A 21,503-nucleotide genomic window follows, 5' to 3' on the forward strand; every position below is an offset into this window, starting at 1 on the left:
ATTAACTGTAAAGCTGGCGCCTATCTATTCAGGCATAGCTATTTCTTTTAGACCATTTTTAAAATTTTGGCAACGCGCGGCATAATGCATGGCAGAAGCTTGCAGCATAGCGACTTGCTCATCAGTGAGCGTTTTGACTACTTTGGCAGGTGCGCCCATCACTAATGAGTTGTCTGGAATCTCTTTGCCTTCGGTGATTAAAGCCTTAGCACCGATGATGCAGTTTTTGCCAATTTTGGCATTATTAAGCACTACCGCACCAATGCCAATCAAGCTATTATCACCGATTTCGCAGCCGTGTAACATCGCCAAATGACCAATAGTAACATAGTTACCAATACTGACCTCAATGCCTGCATCAGTATGGATAACGCTATTCTCTTGCACATTACTATAGTCGCCGATGTGAATGCGCTCATTGTCTCCACGGATTACAGCGCCGAACCAAACACTAGCTTGATGACCCAAATAGACATCACCAATCACTCGTGCTGAGTCGGCTACCCAACCATTAAAAGGGCTAGCAAATTTAGGTACTTTGTCTAAATATTGATAAATCATAATCGATCCTTAATAGTGAATAGTAACTGATCAATAGCAGATAGCTAGCAACAAGTGCCTAGCGATAAATCAGTGTTGATAAAGGTTTTTATAATAGTTTTTATAATGGATTTTGATAAGTATTAGATAATAAAAAAATTAGTCCGGCTTTATAGTACAATTGCCAAGTCATCCAAATTAGCTGCTATTAAAGGCAGTTTTTATGGTCATTAAGCTGGATTTGAAGCGAACTTTAGCGCTGGTCTAGCTAGCTTTAAGTAATGAAAAAATGACTAAACAAGCAATAAAAGAATGATTAAGGAAGCAACCCAATAACTGAGGCTTATCATTAAATAAAAACGGATGATAGCATTTCAATACCCATAGCAAAACATCTTTAGGAGTAAGGCTATGAGCCATAAAAAGTGTGCCGCATCGATCTTGTTATCATCAGGCTTGATCTTGACTAGTCCAATTTGTATCGCCAATGACTCAGATCTTACAAGAGCTGGTGATATTGTTGCTGTTGCTATCCCCGCTATTGCTTACGGTAGCACCTATTATATGGATGATACAGCAGGTCGTAAGCAATTTTATGGTTCGTTTGCTACTAACCTTGCGGCCACGCAAGTGCTCAAAGCTACTGTCGATAAAGAGCGGCCTAACGGTAGCGATAATAATTCGTTTCCCTCTAGACATGTATCAGTAGCCTTCCAAGGCGCCAGCTTTATCCATAAACGTTATGGACTCCAATACAGCATACCCGCTTATGTAGGCGCAGGTTTTGTCGCTTATACTCGCTTAGAGGCAGACGAGCATGATACCACTGACGTGTTAGCAGGTGCGGCGCTGGGCATTGCCAGCAGTATGTTTCTAACCAAAAGTTATAATGATAACTTACACATCGCCACTAACCTTGCCCCTGATTATTATGGACTGACCGTAAACTATCAGTTTTAGTACGGCCATAACTATTACTCTTTTATAGCTTTTTCCTATTTATGTCGCTAGCCCTAAGGGCAAAACTCTAGTATAATGCGCAAAATCTGTGCCTAAGCGAGCGGACATGATACGATTTACTTATTCACTAATTAGTGGGTTTTGTAGTTTTCGTTGATAATGTCTTCTCGCTTTTTTGCGGCTAAATTTTGTCTCAGGCTGTTTTTTATAGTTCATTGACTGCAGTTATAGTCCTATAAATCGCAACTTTAAACCAATATTTATCCTAGCAGAACATAGGGGCACTCACTTATAACAGCGGAGGCAATCCTTGAATTCATCGACAGAAATACAAGCAATTTTGGCACTAGCAGACGGTACGATTTTTCGCGGTCTGAGTATCGGTAGCGCGGGTCATCGTGTCGGTGAAGTGGTATTCAATACGGCTATGACAGGGTATCAAGAAATCCTAACTGACCCTAGTTATGCCCGTCAGCTAGTCACTCTGACTTATCCGCACATCGGCAATACAGGTACTAACTCTGAAGATGCTGAATCAGGCAATGTAGATCATAAGCATCAAATATGGGCAGAAGGCCTCATCATTCGTGATGCCACTATGGTTACCTCTAACTTCCGCAATTCTGAATCCTTGACTGACTATCTCAAGCGTAACGATACTGTTGCTATTGCTGAGATTGATACTCGCCAGCTTACTCGCCTATTACGGGATAAAGGCGCACAGAATGGCTGCATCATGACGGCCTCTAATGGTGAAACGGTCAGTCAAGACGATGAGCAACAAGCGATTAATCTAGCAAAAGAGTTTGCTGGTATTGAAGGCATGGACTTAGCCAAAGAGTGCTGTACTTCTGATAGCTTTGAGTGGACAGCCGGTACTTGGGAATTATCAGACACCCTACTCAACCGCGATTTAGTCGGTAGCCATGAGAGCGGTACTGGTGGCTTCTTTAAACAGCTCGGCACTCATATCGAGTCAAAATATAACGTCGTCGCTTATGACTTCGGTACTAAGACCAATATCTTGCGTATGCTCGTTGACCGTGGTTGTCATGTGACTGTGGTTCCAGCGCAGACTCCGATTGCTGATGTAATTGCCATGAATCCAGAGGGTATCTTCTTATCGAACGGCCCAGGCGACCCTGCGGCTTGTGACTATGCTATCGATGCCGTCCGTCATATCATCGAAGAAACTAACATTCCAACCTTTGGTATTTGCTTAGGTCATCAGCTAATCGGTCTAGCTAGTGGTGCCAATACTATCAAAATGAAAACCGGTCATCATGGTGCTAACCATCCAGTACAGGATCTAGCCACAGGCACGGTTATGATTACCAGTCAAAATCATGGCTTTGCGGTTGATGAAGACACCCTACCTGCTAATGTAAAAGCGACCCATCGCTCACTATTTGACGGCACCAACCAAGGTATCGAGCTGACCAATAAACCAGTCTTTAGCTTCCAAGGTCATCCCGAAGCCAGTCCTGGGCCGCATGATGCTGCGCCATTGTTTGATAAGTTTGCGGCGATGATGGCTAGGTCTAAATAGTGAGCTTTATCTCTCAGCTTTTCGTGAGAAAAAGTGGTAGTAATATAGATAACGCTTTGTCAGATCATAAATTATTTTCTAGCAATATGAGTGATAAAAATAAGCAAAACTTTGATAAGTCATGGAATGCTGTATTACAAGATTTCCAAAACAAATACATTCAGGATTTATCAAAGTTATCAGCTAAACAACGCTGGGATTTCGCTTATATTCTTTTGAGCAATTTTAATGAAGAATTACCGTTTGATTTATTAGAAGATATTATTCGTGATATTCCATTGATACATACCCGTACTTTAGACTCAGACATTATTGAAATAATGTTAGAGGATATAGAAATAGCAAAGTATGAATACGGATTTACGATTAGTGAATTAGGAAGGTTTTCTGAATTATTAGCTAAAAACTCAGAGTTATCTCTCAAACAAACTTTTGCTGTAATTGGACATGCGCTAGAAGTTGGGTTATCTAACTATTCGTATTCATCAGATGAATTTATAGAGTTTTTAGCCTGTCTTGATATTGCTCTTGAAAAGATTAACATTAAGTAAATGATACTACTTAAAATTAAATAAAAATTATTTTAGTATTTAAAATTATTAAATCACATTGTCTTCAGAAGATTTTTAATTATTTATAAATCTTGTTGCTTACCCAAACATCATACAAATATAAACTCGCCAAAATAGGACTTAAAAACATTATGCCAAAACGTACCGACATAAAAAGTATTCTTATCATTGGCGCAGGCCCTATCGTTATCGGCCAAGCGTGTGAGTTCGACTATTCAGGCGCACAAGCATGTAAAGCCCTAAAAGAAGAAGGCTACCGAGTCATCTTAGTTAACTCTAATCCAGCGACTATCATGACTGATCCGGCGATGGCTGATGCCACTTATATTGAGCCGATTACTTGGCAGACTGTTGAGCAAATTATCGCTAAAGAGCGCCCTGATGCCATCCTACCAACGATGGGTGGTCAAACGGCTTTGAACTGTGCCTTAGAGTTAGATAAGCACGGCGTATTGACTAAATATAATTGCGAGTTGATTGGCGCGACCAAAGACTCAATCGAGATGGCAGAAGACCGCAACTTGTTTGATAAAGCTATGAAGCGTATTGGCCTTGAATGCCCTCGTGCCGAGACTGCTGAGACTATGGAAGAGGCCTTTGCTACGCAAGAAAAAATGGGCTATCCGTGCATCATCCGTCCCTCATTCACTATGGGCGGCTCAGGCGGCGGTATCGCTTATAACCGTGACGAATTCATCGAGATTTGTGAGCGTGGCTTTGACTTATCACCGAACCATCAGTTGCTGATTGATGAGTCGTTGATCGGTTGGAAAGAATACGAGATGGAAGTGGTTCGTGACAAAAAAGACAACTGTATCATCATCTGTGCCATTGAAAACTTCGATCCGATGGGCGTGCATACGGGCGACTCTATCACTGTTGCCCCAGCACAAACCTTGACCGATAAAGAATACCAAATCATGCGTAACGCCTCTTTGGCAGTACTGCGTGAGATCGGGGTAGAAACCGGTGGCTCTAACGTACAGTTCGGCATTAATCCTGATACTGGCCGCATGGTCGTCATCGAGATGAACCCACGCGTATCGCGCTCATCAGCCTTAGCCTCAAAAGCTACTGGCTTTCCGATCGCCAAAATCGCTGCAAAACTAGCAGTCGGCTATACCCTAGACGAATTGCAAAACGATATCACTGGTGGCAAAACCCCAGCCAGCTTTGAGCCAGCGCTTGATTATGTGGTCACTAAAATACCTAGATTTAACTTTGAAAAATTCCCGCAAGCGGATAGTGTTTTGTCGACACAAATGAAGTCAGTTGGTGAAGTTATGGCTATCGGTCGTAACTTCCAAGAGTCGATGCAAAAAGCCCTACGTGGCATGGAAACTGGCTCAGATGGTTTCGATGAACAAATCGACTTTGCGGCTATCAAAGATGGTCAACTTAGCGCTGATAAAGCTCGTAGTGAGATTACCAATCGTCTTACTATTCCAACGCCTGAACGCATCTACTACGTGGCCGATGCCTTCCGTATTGGCATGAGCGTCGATGAAGTATTTAGCTTTACCAAAATTGATCCTTGGTTCTTAGTACAAATCGAAGATATCGTTAACACTGAGGCGACTGTGAAAGCGCTAGGCTTTGGCGGCTTGACTGAGCAAAACCTACGTCGCTTTAAACGTAAAGGCTTATCAGACTTACGCTTAGCCAAACTACTAGGTATCTCACAAAAGCAACTGCGTAAAAAACGTTGGGACTTAGGCGTGCATCCCGTCTACAAACGGGTAGATACTTGTGCCGCAGAGTTTGAGACTAGCACCGCTTACATGTACTCTACTTATGATAGCGAATGTGAAGCGAAACCAACAGACAAGAAAAAAATCATGGTAATCGGTAGTGGTCCTAACCGTATCGGCCAAGGTATCGAGTTTGACTATTGCTGTGTGCACGCCGCCCTTGCCATGCGTGAAGACGGTTATGAGACTATCATGGTTAACTGTAACCCTGAAACGGTTTCGACCGATTATGACATCTCAGATCGTCTGTACTTCGAGCCAATTACTTTAGAGGACGTGTTAGAAATCGTCCGTATCGAAAAGCCTGATGGCGTCATCGTCCAGTTCGGTGGTCAAACCCCGTTGAAATTGGCCCGTGCTCTTGAAGCCGCTGGAGTCAAAATCATCGGCACTAGCCCTGATGCGATTGACCGCGCTGAAGACCGTGAGCGCTTCCAACACATGATTCAGCAATTGAATCTTGTACAGCCAACTAATGCTTTAGCGACTAGCTTAGAAGATGGTTTAGTCAAAGCCAAAGATGTCGGTTATCCCTTAGTAGTACGCCCATCCTATGTATTGGGCGGCCGTGCGATGGAGATCGTTTATAACGAAGACGAGCTCAGACACTATCTACGTACTGCCGTGCAAGCCTCTAACGAAGCCCCAGTACTACTCGATCGCTTCTTAGATGATGCTATCGAAGTCGATGTAGACTGTATTTGTGACGGCACTGATGTGGTTATTGGCGGTATCATGCAGCATATCGAACAAGCTGGCGTGCACTCTGGTGACTCAGCCTGCTCCCTACCGCCTTACTCATTATCAAAAGGGTTATGTGATGTGATGCGTGAGCAAACGGTAGCCATGGCCAAAGAGCTTGGTGTGGTTGGCTTGATGAACGTTCAGTTCGCGGTAAAAGGCGAAACGGTTTATATCTTAGAAGTGAACCCACGTGCGGCACGTACAGTTCCTTTCGTTTCTAAGTGTATCGGTACTTCATTAGCGAAAGTCGCAGCTCGTTGTATGGCGGGCACCTCCCTAAAAGATCAGGGCTTTACTAGAGAAATCGTTCCTGCATTTTTTGCGGTAAAAGAAGCGGTATTCCCTTTTGCTAAATTCCCAGGTGTTGACCCTATTTTAAGCCCTGAGATGAAGTCTACTGGCGAAGTGATGGGCGTAGGTAAAACCTTTGGCGAAGCTTTTTATAAAGCGGTTATCGGTAGTAATGAGCGCTTACCGGGCCTACCTATTGAAGGCGAAACTAAGACCGTATTTATCTCAGTTCGTGATAGCGATAAACAACAAGTAGTGCCAATCGCTCGTCAGTTAATCGACTTTGGCTTCAATATCGTCACCACTACTGGTACTCAAAAAGTATTGGCTGCCAACGGTATTAAGTGCAAGCAAATAAATAAGGTCACTGAAGGTCGCCCGCATATCGTTGATGCTCTGAAGAACGGCAAAATCAATATGATCATTAACACTACTGAAGGCAAACAAGCGCAAGAGGATTCCTTCTCTATCCGCCGCAGTGCCCTACAAGGTAAAGTGTTTTATGTGACTACTCTAGGGGCTGCCGATGCGGTCTGTAAGTCTTATGCTATCGACTTACCATTCGAAGTTTATAAATTGCAAGATTTACATCAGCAAGCAAAGCCTATTGACGTGGCTGAATAAATTCAGTAAATTAGAGTTAACTATTTAGTTTACTAACAACCAGTTTGCTAACAACTAGCAACCGAAAATTAAAAAAGCATAGTGGCATCATTGCGGCTATGCTTTTTATTATGACTTCTTATTATCCACTGTTATTGGGTACTGTCTAAACTGAGCACTGTTTAGCCACTCAACCCTTAAGCAGTGCCACCTTTTTCACATTTTATACTACTTATAATAACGCCAACATCGTCTCCATAAGAGACGATGTGCTGTTATTGGTTTAAGGAAAAAATATGCAACGTTATCCCATGACTCCGCAAGGACACGAAGCTTTAGAAGTCGAATTAAAACAGCTAAAAAGTGTGGATCGTCCACGCATCACTGCCTCTATCGCTGAAGCCCGCGAACATGGCGATTTAAAAGAAAATGCTGAGTATCACGCTGCTCGTGAACAGCAAGGATTTTGTGAAGCCCGTATCCGTGACATCGAAGCCAAGCTTGGTGGCGCCCAAGTTATTGATCCTGCGACCTTAAAGAATGATGGTCGAGTGGTATTTGGGGTGACAGTAGTCATAGAAAACATGGACACCGAAGAAGAAAAGCACTACAAAATCGTTGGCGATGATGAAGCTGATTTTAAAGCTGGCAAAATCTCAGTCAACTCGCCTATCGCTCGTGGTCTCATCGGCAAATTCGAAGGCGATGAAGTCCGTATCGAAACTCCAAAGGGTATGGTTGAATATGAGTTGATGAAAGTTATTTATAACTAAGTGACTCAAGGCTCCCAAGGTTATAAGCGGCCAATTCATAATGCAAAGTGACTACATTGCCCATAATAAGTAACGCAGGTGTGGGTAGTTTAGCCAATGCTTGTTGCTCAGCAATACTACTAAGCTTACCAATAAGTATCTGCTGAGTAGGCAAACTGGCATGACTAATAATAGCAAAAGGCGTTTCACTATCTCGTCCGGCCCTTATAAGACCTTGGGTCAGCTGAGGCAAGCGCTGTAACCCCATATAAAAAACAACGGTTTGGGTACTATCTAATAATTCCTTATAGTCCTCGTTGGCGCCGCCTGTTTTTTTGCATGCGGTAACGAATTTGACCGACTGCGCATAGTCGCGATGGGTTAAGGGAATCCCTATTCGGCTAGCGGCGGCACTTGCTGCCGTTATGCCTGGAATAGACTCAAAATGGATGCCATGACGCGCCACTTCTTGTAACTCTTCTCCACCCCGCCCAAAGATAAAAGGGTCACCACCTTTGAGTCTGACTACTGTTTTATTGGCCAGCGCATGCTTCACTAGTAACTCGTTGATACCGGCTTGTGGTATAGCATGAGCGCCACAGCGTTTGCCGACGAATATCTTTTCTGCACTCATCGCACACATATCCAAAACGTCTTCAGATACTAAGCTGTCATAAAGCACCACGTCTGCGCTTTGCATCACTCGCAGTGCTTTTAGGGTTAATAGCTCAGGATCACCAGACCCTGCTCCGACTAAATGCACCGTACCTACCTGTCTTGCGCTTAATGAAGCATTTTTACTCAATGATAGACTAGGTTTACTGAAGTTCACTTTAGTATCTCCCGTCAGTTCAGCAATATCACTAGCTGAATAATCAGATCGTATAGTGGGGGTAGAGAGCGATAAATCAGTCATGTTAATAGCTCCTAATAATGCCATTCATAAAGCTCAGTAAAACCATTGCTAGTAGCAAAAAAAACCGTGGTATAGTGATAAGTAGAGTGAGTACTCTTTAATAAAATGCAATTGCCACGCTATAGGTATGATCGCCCCCTACATTTAGTGGCGTTAATTAACCATACTCTGCTATTAGCCTATTAATCTGACTCACGCAAGATCCACAATTGGTACCTGCTGCACACTGTTTGCCGATTGCCACTGCGGTGCTACAGGCCTGCTTAGTAATCGCCTCAATTATTCTATTTTTACCAACCGACATGCATGAACATATCATCGGCCCTGGGTCAACATAACCGCTAGCCGGTCTACCAGCTAGTAGCCATTTATAACGCAGGTCAGCTGGAATATCACTAGTGCTTAAAAAACAACTATCAAGCCAATGGCTTACTGGTAGCTTCGCTAATGAGGGAGCAAAATATATGGCCATTATTAGCCGTTTACTGTGCTCAACTGCCTCTAGCATCTCCGAGTCTGCTGTTTTATTATCCTGATTTTGGGTCAAAACAAAGTTTAGTTGCCTTTGCTACGGACTCACTATAAAGGCACTACTGAATGAAGTCGTCATCTTAACGTCGTCAGTTAATGAAGCGGCTTCTTTAGATACAGTAAGCTCAGCTTGTATTGGCTCAATCACTGGTGACTCTACTGGTAAAAGCGTCTGTAGATTTTTTATAAACTGCTGCCAAAACTTCGAATCAACTAGCTGCTGCGCCATACTGGCAACGGGACTTGCCAAGTTAGTCAGCAGGCTATTGGCTTGATGGTTAAGGCTCCAAGTCAAGGCTGGTAACGATAAGGGCTCATTTGGATGCTTACAGTCAGGCAACGCCCTTACCTTTGGAGCCGTATTGGCTCGTTGAATCTCAAAAGCCACTAACATAGCCCTGAGCTGTTCTATAAGGCTATCTTGCCACTCAGGATGCACCAAAATCTTGCCAAACGTCTGCAAAGGTACTGGACAGGTACTAATCGCTGAATCTTTTAGTTCAGGTTATCCAGAGTGCGGATCAACCACTGTAGGAATGAGCGTACCTGCGCGAGCACAGCTTGCAAAAGCATCACTCCAATGCATTGGCATAGAGGCATCACCAATACGCATACTATCGCTAACAGTAACTTGTGCAAGCACCTTGCTATGCTTTGACTGAAAGGCTTCTTCGTTGGCCGCCCTGCTATCTAGGTATCTTGCAGAAAGCCGTACAAAATCCTCATTGTTAAGGTTTAATAACTCAGCATCGCTAGGATGTAGAGTGATCGTTGGCACGGCTTGATGCTGATTGAGCTTAGCCACTAATCCTGTTCGTTTCATGGTATGCCATTGATCACGCAATCGCCCAGTAATAAGGCGCAAATTAACACTAGGCGAATCAGCAAAGCCTGCGTGGTGCGCGTCACTACTATGTTGATAGGGTTTAATTGTAGGCTTGCTAGTAACTTGACGTTTGCCTTGATGCAAATGGGGTAAGCTTGGTGTATTAGAAGAAGCAATAGCGGTCAGCATGGTTTTAGGGTAATGAGTGTCACTGGTAATTGGGTGACTAGATTTAAGGTTTTTAGTAGGTGGCGACTCATTCATCACTATACGTGGACCTCCCCATTAAAAAGGGGTCATAGCCTCATATCTGTCGATTCTCAGCGCACCTGATGCGGCAGGCGGCGATATCTTATAGCGCAAGATTGAAGCATTGGGCGTAACCGTCTTGACGGGTAAGAATACTAAACAGATCCTACATCATACGAGTATTCAGTCAGATAAGGATCATTATCTGACAATGCAATTCACTGATGCCACCTCCTTAGACACCGACTTAATCGTCTTCAGTGCCGGTATTCGGCCGCAAGATGCCATTGTGAAAAACAATCCTGAGTGCGGTATTAAGCTGGGCGGCCGTGGCGGTATCTTGATCGATGAACAGTTTCGTACTACGGCTGATAATATATACGCAATTGGCGAGTGTGCGGTGTGGGGCAATAAGGTATTTGATCTGGTGGCACTCGGCTATAGCATGGCAAGTATTTGTGCGGCGCAAATCGCTGGTGATACTGAGCAGACCTTTACCGGCGCTGACATGAGCAATAAACTTAAGCTGATGGGTGTGGAAGTCGGCAGTATTGGTGACGCGCAAGGCAAGACTGAGGGCAGCTTAAGCTACTTGTACCAAAACCCCAAAGAGGGCGTCTACAAAAAGCTGGTAACCACTGATGACAATAAAAATCTACTGGGTGCGGTACTAGTCGGCGATACTGAAGACTATAACAACCTATTACAGTTGTATTTGAACGATATCGACCTACCCGCTCATCCTGAGAGCTTGATATTGCCCAATGTCGAAAAGCCAGTAATGGGTATTGAAAACCTTCCAGACATAGCGACTATTTGCTCTTGCTATAACGTCAGCAAAGGCGATATCTGCGCAGCGGTCGAGGGTGGTGCCTATTCAATAGCGGACGTGAAAGCCTATACTAGTGCTGCTACAGGCTGTGGGGCTGTGGGGCTGTGCGCCAATGGTCAAGGATACCTTAAGCTACCAATTAACCACGCTTGGATTCGAAGTAAATCACGACTTATGTGAACATTTTTCTTACTCGCGTCAAGATTTATACAGCTTAGTTCGGGTGCATGAAATTAAAACCTTTGATGCGCTATTGACTGTGCATGGTAGTGGCCGCGGCTGTGAGATTTGCAAACCGACTGTCGCCTCTATCTTGGCCTCGTGCTGGAATGATTATGTACTCAAACCTGAGTTGGCCGTACTACAAGACAGTAACGATTACTATCTAGGTAGTATCCAAAAAGAGGGTACCTATTCAGTAGGACCGCGCGTACCAGGTGGCAAGATTACTGCTGATAAGCTCATTGTGCTGGGTCAAGTGGCCAAAGATTATAACTTATACACCAAGATTACTGGTGGTCAGCGCGTTGACTTGTTTGGTGCAAGACTTGAGCAACTGCCAGATATCTGGACTGAGCTAGTAAAAGCCAGCTTTGAGACGGGACATGCTTATGGCAAATCGCTGCGCACGGTAAAGTCTTGCATTGGCAATAACTGGTGCCGCTATGGCGTCGATGACAGCATCGGCTTAGCATTAAGACTTGAGGACCGTTATAAAGGGGTACGCTCCCCACATAAAATAAAAATGGGCGTATCTGGCTGTATGCGAGAGTGTGCTGAGGCGCAAAGCAAAGATTTTGGCATGATAGCGGCTGAAAATGGCTGGAATTTATTCGTCTGCGGTAATGGCGGTATAACCCCGCGTCATGGCGAGCTGTTCGCCACAGATCTTGATACTGAAACCCTAGTTCGATATATCGACCGCATCACTATGTTCTACATTAAGACCGCTGACAAATTGCAGCGCACCTCAAAATGGCGAGAGAGCTTAGAGGGCGGTCTTGAGTATCTGCAAGACGTCATTATCACAGACAGTTTAGAGATAGCAGATGAGCTAGAAGCACAGATGCAGCTGCTAATTGATAACTATGTGTGCGAGTGGAAAGAGACTATTACTAATACTGAGAAACTCAAACGCTTCCGTCATTTCGTCAATAGCGAAAGAGATAATGACAACGTGATCTTTGTGACTGAGCGCGAGCAAATTCTCCCAGCAACTAAGTCTGAAAAATTTCAGATTAAAACCATTGAACTTGTTTAGGCTGCCGTTCGTTGTCATTAGCTTTTACCCTTACTCCTTAACGATCATCTAATGTTCCAGCAAACCGTTTGTAAACTTCATGATATCATTCCAGAGACTGGTGTCTACGCACTAATCAATGGCAAACAGGTCGCCATCTTTTGTACTAAGCAAGCAGAGCTGTTCGCGGTTGATAATTATGATCCTTTTAGTCAAGCCAACGTACTCTCTAGAGGTTTACTTGGTGATACCGTTATCACTGATCATAAAGGTGTAGAGGAGGCCGTACTTTATGTCGCCTCCCCTATTTATAAGCAGCGTTTTAATCTGGCTACTGGTCAGTGCTTAGATGATGAAAGTATCAAGATTGACACTTATCCTGTGCAATTAGAAGGTGACGATGTCGTCATTAGCAGCCCTTTATCTGATGCTGGTTAACGGCTGGCGCTTATAAGTCCATGCATCCTTGATTATTGCCTATTTACAGCACTGTTTATAAAGGTAGAAGCCATAAGCACAGATAAAACACTGCGGTTATGGCGATAGACTACTTGGCTCTATCCCTGTTAATGAACGACACTAGTTGTCTGCTGCGCCTATATCATTAGGGCTAACACAATGGCTGTCTCATACGACAGCCGTTGTCGTATAGTTTTGTCGTTTATCCAATAATTACAGTGACTTATCTAGCACTTTGTTAAAATAGTCTTCTACTAATTAAGTGGTAAATCCTTACTTATGGCAACCATCAATTATGAAAGACTGCAAGGCAAGCTGAACATTTTGGCCGATGCTGCCAAGTATGATGTTTCTTGCTCCTCCTCTGCTGGCACGCGCAAAAACCAAGGCGGTGGTTTGGGTGATGCCTCAGCGACTGGTATTTGTCACAGCTATACTGAGGATGGCCGCTGTGTCAGCTTACTCAAAATATTACTGACCAATCATTGTATTTATGACTGTGCTTATTGTACTTCTCGCAAAAGCAATGATACTGTGCGTGCCGCTTTTAGCGTCGAAGAAGTAGTCGATTTGACTATGCAGTTTTATCGTCGTAACTATATCGAAGGCTTATTTCTCAGCTCCGGTATCTTTAAAAGCGGCGACTATACCATGGAGCGCTTAGTCGAGGTTGCTAAAATTCTGCGTACTCGTGAGCGTTTTAATGGCTATATTCATCTAAAGACTATCCCTGGTGCCTCAAAAGAGCTGCTATTAGAAGCGGGCCTCTATGCCGATCGCTTGAGCGTTAATATCGAAATTCCTACTAAGTCTGGCTTAGCCCTACTGGCGCCAGAGAAGTCACATGAGCAACTAAAAGCCCCAATGGAAACGGTGAAAGAAGAAATCATTACTATTCGTGAAAGCCGTAAAACTCATAAAAAAGCACCAAAATTTGTCCCAGCTGGTCAGACCAGTCAGATGATCGTTGGCGCTAGTAATGAGACTGATCTACAAGTTATTCAGCTATCGAGTCACTTTTATAAACAATACGATCTCAAACGAGTCTATTACTCTGGCTATGTGCCGATGCTGTCTGACAGCCGCTTGCCAGCAATTGGTACTCCAGTACCGATGATTCGTGAAAACCGTCTTTATCAAGCTGACTGGCTAATGCGCTTTTACGGCTTTGGGGCTCATGAAATTGTCGAGCCAGATTCGCCGTTTTTAGATCTAGATTGTGATCCTAAGTTGGCTTGGGCGATTCGTCATCGTGAGCATTTCCCTGTTAATATTCAAACCGCCTCTTACGAGATGATCGTCCGGATTCCTGGCATCGGGGTTAAGACTGCTAAGAAGATAGTAAAAGCCCGTAAGTTTAATCAGCTAACTTTATATCATCTAAAGAAAATGGGCGCAGCGGTAAACCGCGCTAAGTACTTTATCGCCACTACTGGTAAAAATGAGCACCTCTCGCATCTGACTCGTGATAACTTTCGTCAGTATGTATTGGCGCAAACTCAGACTAAGTTTAAAGATCAGCGTAGTGGCCAGTTAGCTTTATTTTAAACAGTGCGGCAATCATCACCTCTACCTGAGCGGATTTAATTGATAGCAACTTGAGGAAAACATGTCAGCACTGATCGCAAAAGACAGCTATTCGCTAGGTCATTTGACCGCTAGTATCGTGCTTTATGAGCCAAGCTTTGAGGGTTGGCTCAGTGCCGTATATTATGTGTACGATAATAAACTTCAGCACGATCCGAGCTTACAGTTGACCGCCCAAGATTGTTATGTCCCCTCATTGATTAGTGCCGCTAGTAGTGTGGCTATCGATGATGAAAAAGCTCAAAGAGTGTTAATCAAATTAAATAAGCTACTAGGCCGCTCAGGTATGCGCCAAGTCCTATGGGGCTTTTTATCCGAAAAAGTGGACATCGGTACTACCTTATTTCAGGTAATCAAATACGCCATCGACTATCCTAAGCGCGCCATCTTACAAGACTTAGGTAATCTTTATGTGTTGGAATTGGCACAAACGGTAAAGTCAGTTGGGCGAGAAAAACATCGTATGGAAGCTTTTGTGCGCTTTGAGCACACTACCGATGATATTTATTTTGCTCGAGTAGAACCTGATTTCAATGTGTTGCCATTGATTGGAGAGCACTTTCGCCAACGCTATCAGGATCAACATTGGGCGATTTATGACTTAGCCCGTGGCTATGGTATTTACTACGACAAAAGCCAGAGTACAGCGTCTCGCCCGGCCGAATTGCAAACTATTACCGACCTTGATAATGCGGTGCTGCGCAATCCGGCCAGCATTCATAGTGCTGATGAGCAGCGTTACCAGCGCTTTTGGCAAGGTTACTTTACTAATGTTAATATCAAGGAGCGCAAAAACTCACGGCTACACAAGCAATATTTGCCGCAGCGCTATTGGAAATATCTTAGCGAAAAGCAAATACTCCCTAATGCCGACTATCTACAAAAGCGTCGTTAGTGTTGGCTACAATTGCTCTGCATTAATAACGAGGGGGCTTGATTAATAAGCCACTATAACTATCCGTGCTTTATTTACAACTGCTGGCAAAAGTACTTATTTCTCTAGGCTAGTTTGCGGTTATGGTTGAGTTTTGCTAGTTTTTAACTGACAATAGCAGCTGGCATGCTTTTTAACCTTTATATATTTTACTGAGTAGTTGTTGCTACTATGATAGTTATGCGCTTGTTGTCGTCTCTAAAACATGATGAATCCGAACGCGGTATTTTTCATCTTGGTCGTGCTTTGGTAAAAAACGGCCATACTTCTATTATTATCTCCAGCGCTGACTATGATAATGAGTTAGTCAAACGTCTAGAGCGCGACGGTACCTTATATCACCAGTTGCATGTGAATAAAAAGTCTTGGATATCGTTATTACAAATCATACCTTTACGTCATTTGATTGAACGTTATAACCCTGACGTCATCCACGTGCACTCTCGTACTCCAGCATGGATACTACATTTAGCTCTACGTCGAGCAAGAGTTAATCGTCCGCCCAAATTAGTATCAACGATGTATGGTTTTTATCCTATTAATAAATATTCGCAAGCACTACTTGACGTCGATACTATCATTACCGTCTCTGACAGCGTAACCAATTATCTCAAAAAAGGTTTGCGCCGTGAGCATATGGGAAGTAAAGCTATTAGACGTATTTATCGTGGTATTGATACTCGTCGCTACCCCTATCGACACAACCCTTCCGTCTATTGGATACGACGTACCTTTGCTGAATATCCTGAGCTTGAACATAAAAAGTGGCTAGTGTTTCCGACGATTATCGGTCATGAATATGGTCAAGAATGGCTGATTGATATCTTAGGTAATTTGCAGGAGCAGTTTCCTCTGATTCATGCCGTTATTATGGATGAAGATTATAGAGAGGGCGATGTGGCGCATGAGGACTTTCGCCAACGTAGCAATGCTCTTAATCTAGGCGATCGCATTACTTATGTGGGTAGCAAGCGTAACGACATGCGTGAGTGGCTATCAGCAGCCAATATTGTCATGGCTTTAGCCAATCAGCCTGAGTCTATCGGTATTAATGCGTTGCAAGCCATACATTTAGGGACTCCAGTGATTGGTTGGGACCAAGCAGCGTTCAGTGAAATCCTCCAACCTTTGTACCCGCAAGGTCTAGTGAAGAAGCATAATGCTCAGGCGCTTTGTAAAGCGGTCAGAAACCAGTTAGAGAGTGTTACTCGCCCTAAGATGACCGATCAATTTACTATGCGTGAGATGATACAAGAGACCTTAGAGGTTTATAAAGGATTGTATGATAGTGCGTTGATTGAAGAGCAAGAAAAATCAGCAGCTTATTCAATGAAAAATAATAAAAAACACCTTAAGTCTGCTAGTAAAGCTTTTAGTAAAGTATCTGACCACTTTACTAGTAATGATCCTATCAAATCTAATGGCAAACTGACGAAAGACACTACTGTATCTATCACAAAACAGAAATCTGCGACAAAAGTGCTTGATAAAGAGAATAAGCAACCTTAATCGATAAAGCTATTATCATTCATATCTATTAGAAGTGTTTTTTATTGCCATAACAAGAAAGCCTAACGTCTTAACGCTAGGCTTTTTTTATGCAAATGTTTGACAACTATATGTTTAAAAAGTGGCTGGTGAATGGGCGCTCACAATACGCGTTATACTATTACTAGGATTCAAAAAAGTATGAGGATGGCTAGTGTTAATAACATAGCTGTCTCCCTCATTTAACAAGTAAGTAACCTCATCAATACGAATCAAAATCTTGCCTTCGATGACTGTCCCAATCTCCTCACCTTCATGAGAAATTCTATCTTCCGTTGAGCTATTAGGCTGATATTCCTCGATTAAAAATCCTAAGTTCTTGGTTGGACTGCCATTAAAAACCTGCTTGATAGAGACTTGACTATTCGGCTCACTAATCTCAATTAGATCCTTTGGCGTAACGACTACTCTCTCTTTTTTCTCTTTCCAGTCATCACTAAAAAAAGTACTTAAATCAGAGTCCAACACCAACAAAATAGCTTTTAGGGTATTGATCGCAGGACTCACTTTATTACGTTCAATGGCGCTTATTGAAGTGTTGGTCAGACCTGCTAGCCGCGCTAATTTACGCTGTGAGAATCCTTTAGTAAGGCGCAACTGATTTATTTTTTTGCCAATATCTTCTTCTACTTGCTCAGCTGCTTTAGGCAACACCTGCTCTATAGCAGATGCTTTCTCGTCAGTACTGATATCATGATCAGGATTGTTTTTGACTGGCATAGTGAATGAATTCCGTAAATAAAAATTTGGATAAGTCATCTTGCTCATAATTGAGCTCAGGATGCCATTGTACACCAATCATAAAGGGATGTTTTGTTAAGCTAATAGCTTCTACCAATCCATCACGTGCAAGTGCTTCTAGAGCTAAACCTTTACCTACTTTATTGATAGCTTGTTTATGCAAAGAGTTAACTCGCCACTCTCGGCCAAATGCTGCCAATCTACCATCTGGCTGTATAACAACGTCATGTACAGGCTGATACTGCACCTCAAGAGGCGCATCTTTATCCTCTAAATGCGGCTCATAAAACCCATCTACTTCGCGCCAATCCGGATACAGGGTGCCGTCAAAATAAACGTTCATCTCTTGCAACCCTCGGCACACTGCAAATAGAGGCGTACCCGATTGCTCTGCATAGTCCAATAGCTTAAAGCTAAGCTCATCACGATTCAAATCCTGCTTGTCCTCAACGTGCGTAGCACCATAACGCGTCGGCGCCACGTTGCTATAACTTCCCGTCAATAAAATACCATCTACCACTGCCATGAGCGCCTCAAGGTTTACGCTGTCCGCTGCGGTATAAGGAAGCAGTATAGGATTGCCACCATAATGTTGTACTGCATCGATATATTTTTGATACACCGCTTGTGCTGGCTGACCATCCACCATCTTATGGCAGGATACGATAGCAATGATTGGTCTAAAAGTAGGCATGTTGATCTTCCTTAAATATGGTTTCTATAATGAATAAGTTCATTCTTGTGAGTATTAGTTAGCTAGAATTTAGCATATCCTTTGAGTATATGTAAACTATAAACTTCAATGTTATTATGTAATCGATAAAATGAATGATATAAATTACTTTTACATACTTTTAAATAATCATTGACAACTATAAATTTCATACTTATATTAAAGGACATCATCAACATTAACAAAGGATTTTGTACGACAAGTAAATGGTTAGATGACAATATCGAAACACCTTAAGTGCTTAATATTATGAATAAGAAGTACTAAAACAAACCTTAGAAGCTCTAAAATAAACAGGATGAGAGACATGATAGCAGCCAATGGAATGGTCGAATCTGCAAACAATACTGAGTATGTATACATTGCAGCAGGTGATATCAACGGTTTACTACGCGGCAAACGCATCCCATTCGATCAAATGGACAAGGCACAAAGTGGCGGTGTACGCCTGCCTTTATCTATTTTAGGTGTCGATATCTGGGGCGCTGATGTTATTGAGTCTTCACAATCAAATGGTGATATTGATGCGATTGCCAAACCTACAGGTCGCGCAGCCTATCCACTTCTTAACACTAGTGCGCCCTCCTCACTACTACCGATCTGGCTTTATACAGAAGACAACGAGCCCTATTACGGTGACGCTAGACATGTCCTAGATTATATTAGCAAAAAATTTAAAGCGCTTGGACTTACCCCAGTGATGGCAACCGAGCTTGAGTTTTATTTGGTTGACTATACTGAGGGCGAAACACCATTGCCGCCTATTCGCCCTAAAAATGGTCTGCGATTAAACAAAACCTCAATTCTTAGTATTACCGATCTATTGCAGTTCGATGAGTTTTTAGATGAAGTCTACGCCCAGTGTCGCAAACTTGATATTCCAGTTGATGCCGCTTTGGCTGAGAACGGCTGCGGTCAGTTTGAGATTAATCTTTTACATGTCGATGATCCCCTAAAAGCGGCAGATGATGCTGTTTTATTCAAACAAGTCGTCAAGTCAGTAGCGACACGCCGAGGCTTAACGGCGACCTTTATGGCAAAGCCTTTTGGCCTGCAGTCAGGTAATGGTTTTCATGTCCATTGTAGCTTGCTCGATAAAGATGGCAGTAACGTCTTTGATGATGGCAGCGAGGCAGGGTCAGATACACTGCGTCATGCAGTGGCCGGACTCCTAAAAACTATGTCAGACTGTACGCTATTATTTGCACCACACGTCAACTCTTATCGCCGCTTTACTCCAGGCACCCTTGCGCCTAATAACATCTCATGGGGTTATGAGAACCGAACGGCTGCGGTACGTATCCCAGGTGGCGACTCTAAAGCCCGTCGTATTGAACATCGCGTATCTGGTGCAGATGCCAACCCTTATTTGGTCTGTAGCGCAGTACTTGCCGGCATGCTATACGGTCTTGAAAACAAACTTGAAGCCCCAGAGCCGATCAATAGCATTACTTATGACGACACTGAGTTAAAAACCTTGCCCTTAGACTGGTTGTCTGCGATTCGTGAATTTGAGAATAGTGAAGTCATTGACGAGCTGTTCCCAAGTGAAATGATCGAGCTCCTCATTGCAGTCAAAAAGCAAGAAGCCAAGCGCTTTGCTCAGCAAGTCACTAATCTTGAATATCGCACTTATTTACAGGATGTCTAATATGTCAAATAACACCTTACCTAATGACGCGTTGACCAATAACACTTTGCCGAATAATAATCACCGCAATATCCCTCATTATTCGGACAACGGACAGTATCCTGACAGCTACTATGCTGCCAGTCGAAACCCTAAGCCTGATAGACCAACGCTAAAAAACGATATTCAAGCTGAGATTTGTGTGGTCGGTGGTGGTTATAGCGGGTTATCAGCTGGGCTACACCTCATAGAGACAGGCCATGAAGTTGTCGTTTTAGAGGGGGCACAGATTGGCTGGGGCGCATCAGGGCGCAATGGCGGACAAATCGTCAATGGTTTGAATGCCAGCTTAGAGAAGATTAAAAAGTCTTATGGTCAGAAAAATGCAGATTTTGTCAGTCAACTGGTTACTCGCGGTGGCAAAATTATTCGTCGTTTTATTAGCGATTACGACATCAAATGTGATCTCAAAGAAAAAAATATTTTTGCCGCCTTCAATACCAGCCAGCTCAAAGACCTACAGAGTACCCATGACTTATGGGAGAGTTATGGCATGCATGATCGCGAAATGTTAGATAAAGAGGGCATTGAGAAGTATATTAATACGGATGCTTATGTGGGCGGTATCATTGATCATTCAGGAGGACACTTTCATCCTCTAAATCTAGCGCTTGGTGAAGCCGTAGCCATCGAGCAAGGTGGCGGTACTATTTATGAGAATACCCTAGTAGTCGATATCGAATACGCTGATGACTCTATTAAAGTTATCACTGAATTCGGTACCGTTACCTGCAAACAAGCAGTACTTTGTGGCAATGCTTATTTGAATAAAGTCATTCCCAAGCTTACGGATCGGGTGATGCCAGTATCCACACAGATTATTGCTACTGAACCACTAGGCGATTTAGCAAATGAGCTGATTCCATCGGATGTTTGTGTTGAGGATGTGCGTTATATTCTTGATTACTATCGGCTCTCAGCAGACAAGCGCATGCTATTTGGCGGCGGCTCTGTTTATGGCGGTCAAGACCCCGCTGACATCGCTAATAAAATCAAACCCAATATGTATAAGATATTTCCGCAGCTACGCGACTTCAAGGTCGACTATGCTTGGAGCGGTAACTTTGCCTTGTCTTTTTCACGAGTACCGCAGCTAGGTAAACTCCATGATCGTGTGTATTTTGCACATGGCTATAGTGGTCATGGTGTTACTGGGTCGCATCTATTTGGGCAGATATTAGCTGATGCCATTAATGGTAAAACCGCTGAATTTGATGCCTTTGCACAGATTCCATGGATACCTTTCCCTGGTGGTCGAGCTTTAAGAGTACCTTACTCAGTAATGGGATCATGGTGGTACGCGCTAAAAGATAGCACGGGTATGTAGCTAAAAAATAAGTAACAGCTTTCACTTTGAGGATACACGTTAAATTAATCGTTTGATTTTGTAGGCTATTGCACTCTTATTGATCGCCATAGCCTCACACAAAACTCAGGAACAGGATTGTTCTATAA

Annotated in this window: 18 protein-coding genes and 1 pseudogene; 12 read left to right on the forward strand and 7 right to left on the reverse strand. The window is 43.2% G+C overall.

The genetic code is table 11. The features are described 5' to 3' along the window. Positions 1-24 precede the first annotated feature (24 nt). A complete protein-coding gene (locus tag KPY62_RS03720; protein ID WP_216580871.1) occupies positions 25-561 on the reverse strand; it encodes a gamma carbonic anhydrase family protein in 537 nt (178 codons plus the stop codon). A 390-nt stretch (positions 562-951) separates the two neighbouring features. Between KPY62_RS03720 and KPY62_RS03725 the strand changes: the two genes are divergently transcribed. The 5 genes from KPY62_RS03725 (at position 952) to greA (ending at position 7,783) form a co-directional block, all read left to right on the forward strand. Beyond that, positions 952-1,500 carry a phosphatase PAP2 family protein gene (locus KPY62_RS03725; RefSeq protein ID WP_216580872.1) on the forward strand — a complete coding sequence of 183 codons (549 nt, stop codon included), beginning with the start codon at positions 952-954 and terminating at the stop codon, positions 1,498-1,500. Positions 1,501-1,810: 310 nt separating this feature from the next. Then, positions 1,811-3,049: a glutamine-hydrolyzing carbamoyl-phosphate synthase small subunit gene (gene carA, locus KPY62_RS03730; RefSeq protein ID WP_216580873.1), complete on the forward strand. Its 1,239-nt coding sequence runs from the start codon at positions 1,811-1,813 to the stop codon at positions 3,047-3,049. Beyond that, positions 3,049-3,600, forward strand: coding sequence for a hypothetical protein (locus tag KPY62_RS03735; protein ID WP_216580874.1), 552 nt, complete (start codon positions 3,049-3,051; stop codon positions 3,598-3,600). Before carA ends, KPY62_RS03735 begins: the two co-directional genes overlap by 1 nt. Before the next feature lie 152 nt (positions 3,601-3,752). Next, entirely contained in the window at positions 3,753-7,031 is a 3,279-nt protein-coding gene (gene carB, locus KPY62_RS03740) for a carbamoyl-phosphate synthase large subunit (RefSeq protein ID WP_216580875.1), read from the forward strand. A 275-nt stretch (positions 7,032-7,306) separates the two neighbouring features. Next, a complete protein-coding gene (greA, locus tag KPY62_RS03745; RefSeq protein WP_216580876.1) occupies positions 7,307-7,783 on the forward strand; it encodes a transcription elongation factor GreA in 477 nt (158 codons plus the stop codon). On the opposite strand, the gene cobA is transcribed toward greA, so the two are convergent. The 4 genes from cobA to KPY62_RS03765 all read right to left on the reverse strand — a co-directional run bounded on the left by cobA (position 7,770) and on the right by KPY62_RS03765 (position 10,299). Beyond that, positions 7,770-8,678: a uroporphyrinogen-III C-methyltransferase gene (cobA, locus tag KPY62_RS03750; RefSeq protein ID WP_216580877.1), complete on the reverse strand. Its 909-nt coding sequence runs from the start codon at positions 8,676-8,678 to the stop codon at positions 7,770-7,772. The two genes, greA and cobA, sit on opposite strands and share 14 nt — an antisense overlap. A 157-nt stretch (positions 8,679-8,835) precedes the next feature. Next, positions 8,836-9,225, reverse strand: coding sequence for a (2Fe-2S)-binding protein (locus tag KPY62_RS03755; RefSeq protein ID WP_216580878.1), 390 nt, complete (start codon positions 9,223-9,225; stop codon positions 8,836-8,838). Positions 9,226-9,246: 21 nt separating this feature from the next. Beyond that, a complete protein-coding gene (locus KPY62_RS03760) occupies positions 9,247-9,672 on the reverse strand; it encodes a hypothetical protein (protein WP_216580879.1) in 426 nt (141 codons plus the stop codon). 42 nt (positions 9,673-9,714) lie between these two features. Then, positions 9,715-10,299 (reverse strand): molybdopterin dinucleotide binding domain-containing protein, encoded by a 585-nt coding sequence (locus KPY62_RS03765; RefSeq protein WP_216580880.1) that lies wholly within the window; start codon positions 10,297-10,299, stop codon positions 9,715-9,717. 97 nt (positions 10,300-10,396) lie between these two features. Between KPY62_RS03765 and nirB the strand changes: the two are divergent. The 5 genes and pseudogenes from nirB to KPY62_RS03790 all read left to right on the forward strand — a co-directional run. Next, a pseudogene (gene nirB, locus KPY62_RS03770) lies at positions 10,397-12,377 on the forward strand (nitrite reductase large subunit NirB); the annotation flags it as partial. Between the two features lie 51 nt (positions 12,378-12,428). Next, the gene (gene nirD, locus KPY62_RS03775; protein ID WP_216580881.1) at positions 12,429-12,794 is read left to right on the forward strand and encodes a nitrite reductase small subunit NirD; all 366 of its coding nucleotides are present in this window, start codon (positions 12,429-12,431) and stop codon (positions 12,792-12,794) included. Positions 12,795-13,094: 300 nt separating this feature from the next. Further along, positions 13,095-14,363: a putative DNA modification/repair radical SAM protein gene (locus KPY62_RS03780; protein ID WP_216580882.1), complete on the forward strand. Its 1,269-nt coding sequence runs from the start codon at positions 13,095-13,097 to the stop codon at positions 14,361-14,363. A 61-nt stretch (positions 14,364-14,424) separates the two neighbouring features. Further along, positions 14,425-15,297 carry a TIGR03915 family putative DNA repair protein gene (locus KPY62_RS03785; protein ID WP_216580883.1) on the forward strand — a complete coding sequence of 291 codons (873 nt, stop codon included), beginning with the start codon at positions 14,425-14,427 and terminating at the stop codon, positions 15,295-15,297. Between the two features lie 210 nt (positions 15,298-15,507). Further along, a complete protein-coding gene (locus tag KPY62_RS03790) occupies positions 15,508-16,845 on the forward strand; it encodes a glycosyltransferase (RefSeq protein WP_216580884.1) in 1,338 nt (445 codons plus the stop codon). Between the two features lie 114 nt (positions 16,846-16,959). On the opposite strand, the gene KPY62_RS03795 is transcribed toward KPY62_RS03790, so the two are convergent. Together KPY62_RS03795 and KPY62_RS03800 are read right to left on the reverse strand one after the other, a co-directional pair. Continuing rightward, entirely contained in the window at positions 16,960-17,604 is a 645-nt protein-coding gene (locus KPY62_RS03795; RefSeq protein WP_228730559.1) for a cupin domain-containing protein, read from the reverse strand. Next, positions 17,582-18,319 carry a gamma-glutamyl-gamma-aminobutyrate hydrolase family protein gene (locus tag KPY62_RS03800; RefSeq protein ID WP_216580886.1) on the reverse strand — a complete coding sequence of 246 codons (738 nt, stop codon included), beginning with the start codon at positions 18,317-18,319 and terminating at the stop codon, positions 17,582-17,584. Before KPY62_RS03800 ends, KPY62_RS03795 begins: the two co-directional genes overlap by 23 nt. A gap of 346 nt (positions 18,320-18,665) precedes the next feature. On the opposite strand from KPY62_RS03800, the gene KPY62_RS03805 reads away from it, so the two are divergent. Together KPY62_RS03805 and KPY62_RS03810 are read left to right on the forward strand one after the other, a co-directional pair. After that, positions 18,666-20,009: a glutamine synthetase family protein gene (locus KPY62_RS03805; protein ID WP_216580887.1), complete on the forward strand. Its 1,344-nt coding sequence runs from the start codon at positions 18,666-18,668 to the stop codon at positions 20,007-20,009. Between the two features lies 1 nt (position 20,010). Further along, the gene (locus tag KPY62_RS03810; protein ID WP_228730560.1) at positions 20,011-21,375 is read left to right on the forward strand and encodes an NAD(P)/FAD-dependent oxidoreductase; all 1,365 of its coding nucleotides are present in this window, start codon (positions 20,011-20,013) and stop codon (positions 21,373-21,375) included. Positions 21,376-21,503: the final 128 nt, after the last annotated feature.

Source organism: Psychrobacter sp. TAE2020, assembly GCF_018919485.1.
Classification (GTDB): Bacteria; Pseudomonadota; Gammaproteobacteria; order Pseudomonadales; family Moraxellaceae; genus Psychrobacter.

Excerpts from the sequence above, each read along its gene's own strand:
- KPY62_RS03720 (WP_216580871.1), bottom strand. The coding sequence starts at position 561 with ATGATTTATCAATATTTAGACAAAGTACCTAAATTTGCTAGCCCTTTT.
- KPY62_RS03725 (WP_216580872.1), top strand. The coding sequence starts at position 952 with ATGAGCCATAAAAAGTGTGCCGCATCGATCTTGTTATCATCAGGCTTG.
- carB (WP_216580875.1), top strand. The coding sequence starts at position 3,753 with ATGCCAAAACGTACCGACATAAAAAGTATTCTTATCATTGGCGCAGGC.
- greA (WP_216580876.1), top strand. The coding sequence starts at position 7,307 with ATGCAACGTTATCCCATGACTCCGCAAGGACACGAAGCTTTAGAAGTC.
- cobA (WP_216580877.1), bottom strand. The coding sequence starts at position 8,678 with ATGACTGATTTATCGCTCTCTACCCCCACTATACGATCTGATTATTCA.
- KPY62_RS03765 (WP_216580880.1), bottom strand. The coding sequence starts at position 10,299 with ATGAATGAGTCGCCACCTACTAAAAACCTTAAATCTAGTCACCCAATT.
- nirD (WP_216580881.1), top strand. The coding sequence starts at position 12,429 with ATGTTCCAGCAAACCGTTTGTAAACTTCATGATATCATTCCAGAGACT.
- KPY62_RS03780 (WP_216580882.1), top strand. The coding sequence starts at position 13,095 with ATGGCAACCATCAATTATGAAAGACTGCAAGGCAAGCTGAACATTTTG.
- KPY62_RS03785 (WP_216580883.1), top strand. The coding sequence starts at position 14,425 with ATGTCAGCACTGATCGCAAAAGACAGCTATTCGCTAGGTCATTTGACC.
- KPY62_RS03790 (WP_216580884.1), top strand. The coding sequence starts at position 15,508 with ATGATAGTTATGCGCTTGTTGTCGTCTCTAAAACATGATGAATCCGAA.
- KPY62_RS03795 (WP_228730559.1), bottom strand. The coding sequence starts at position 17,604 with ATGCCAGTCAAAAACAATCCTGATCATGATATCAGTACTGACGAGAAA.
- KPY62_RS03800 (WP_216580886.1), bottom strand. The coding sequence starts at position 18,319 with ATGCCTACTTTTAGACCAATCATTGCTATCGTATCCTGCCATAAGATG.
- KPY62_RS03805 (WP_216580887.1), top strand. The coding sequence starts at position 18,666 with ATGATAGCAGCCAATGGAATGGTCGAATCTGCAAACAATACTGAGTAT.
- KPY62_RS03810 (WP_228730560.1), top strand. The coding sequence starts at position 20,011 with ATGTCAAATAACACCTTACCTAATGACGCGTTGACCAATAACACTTTG.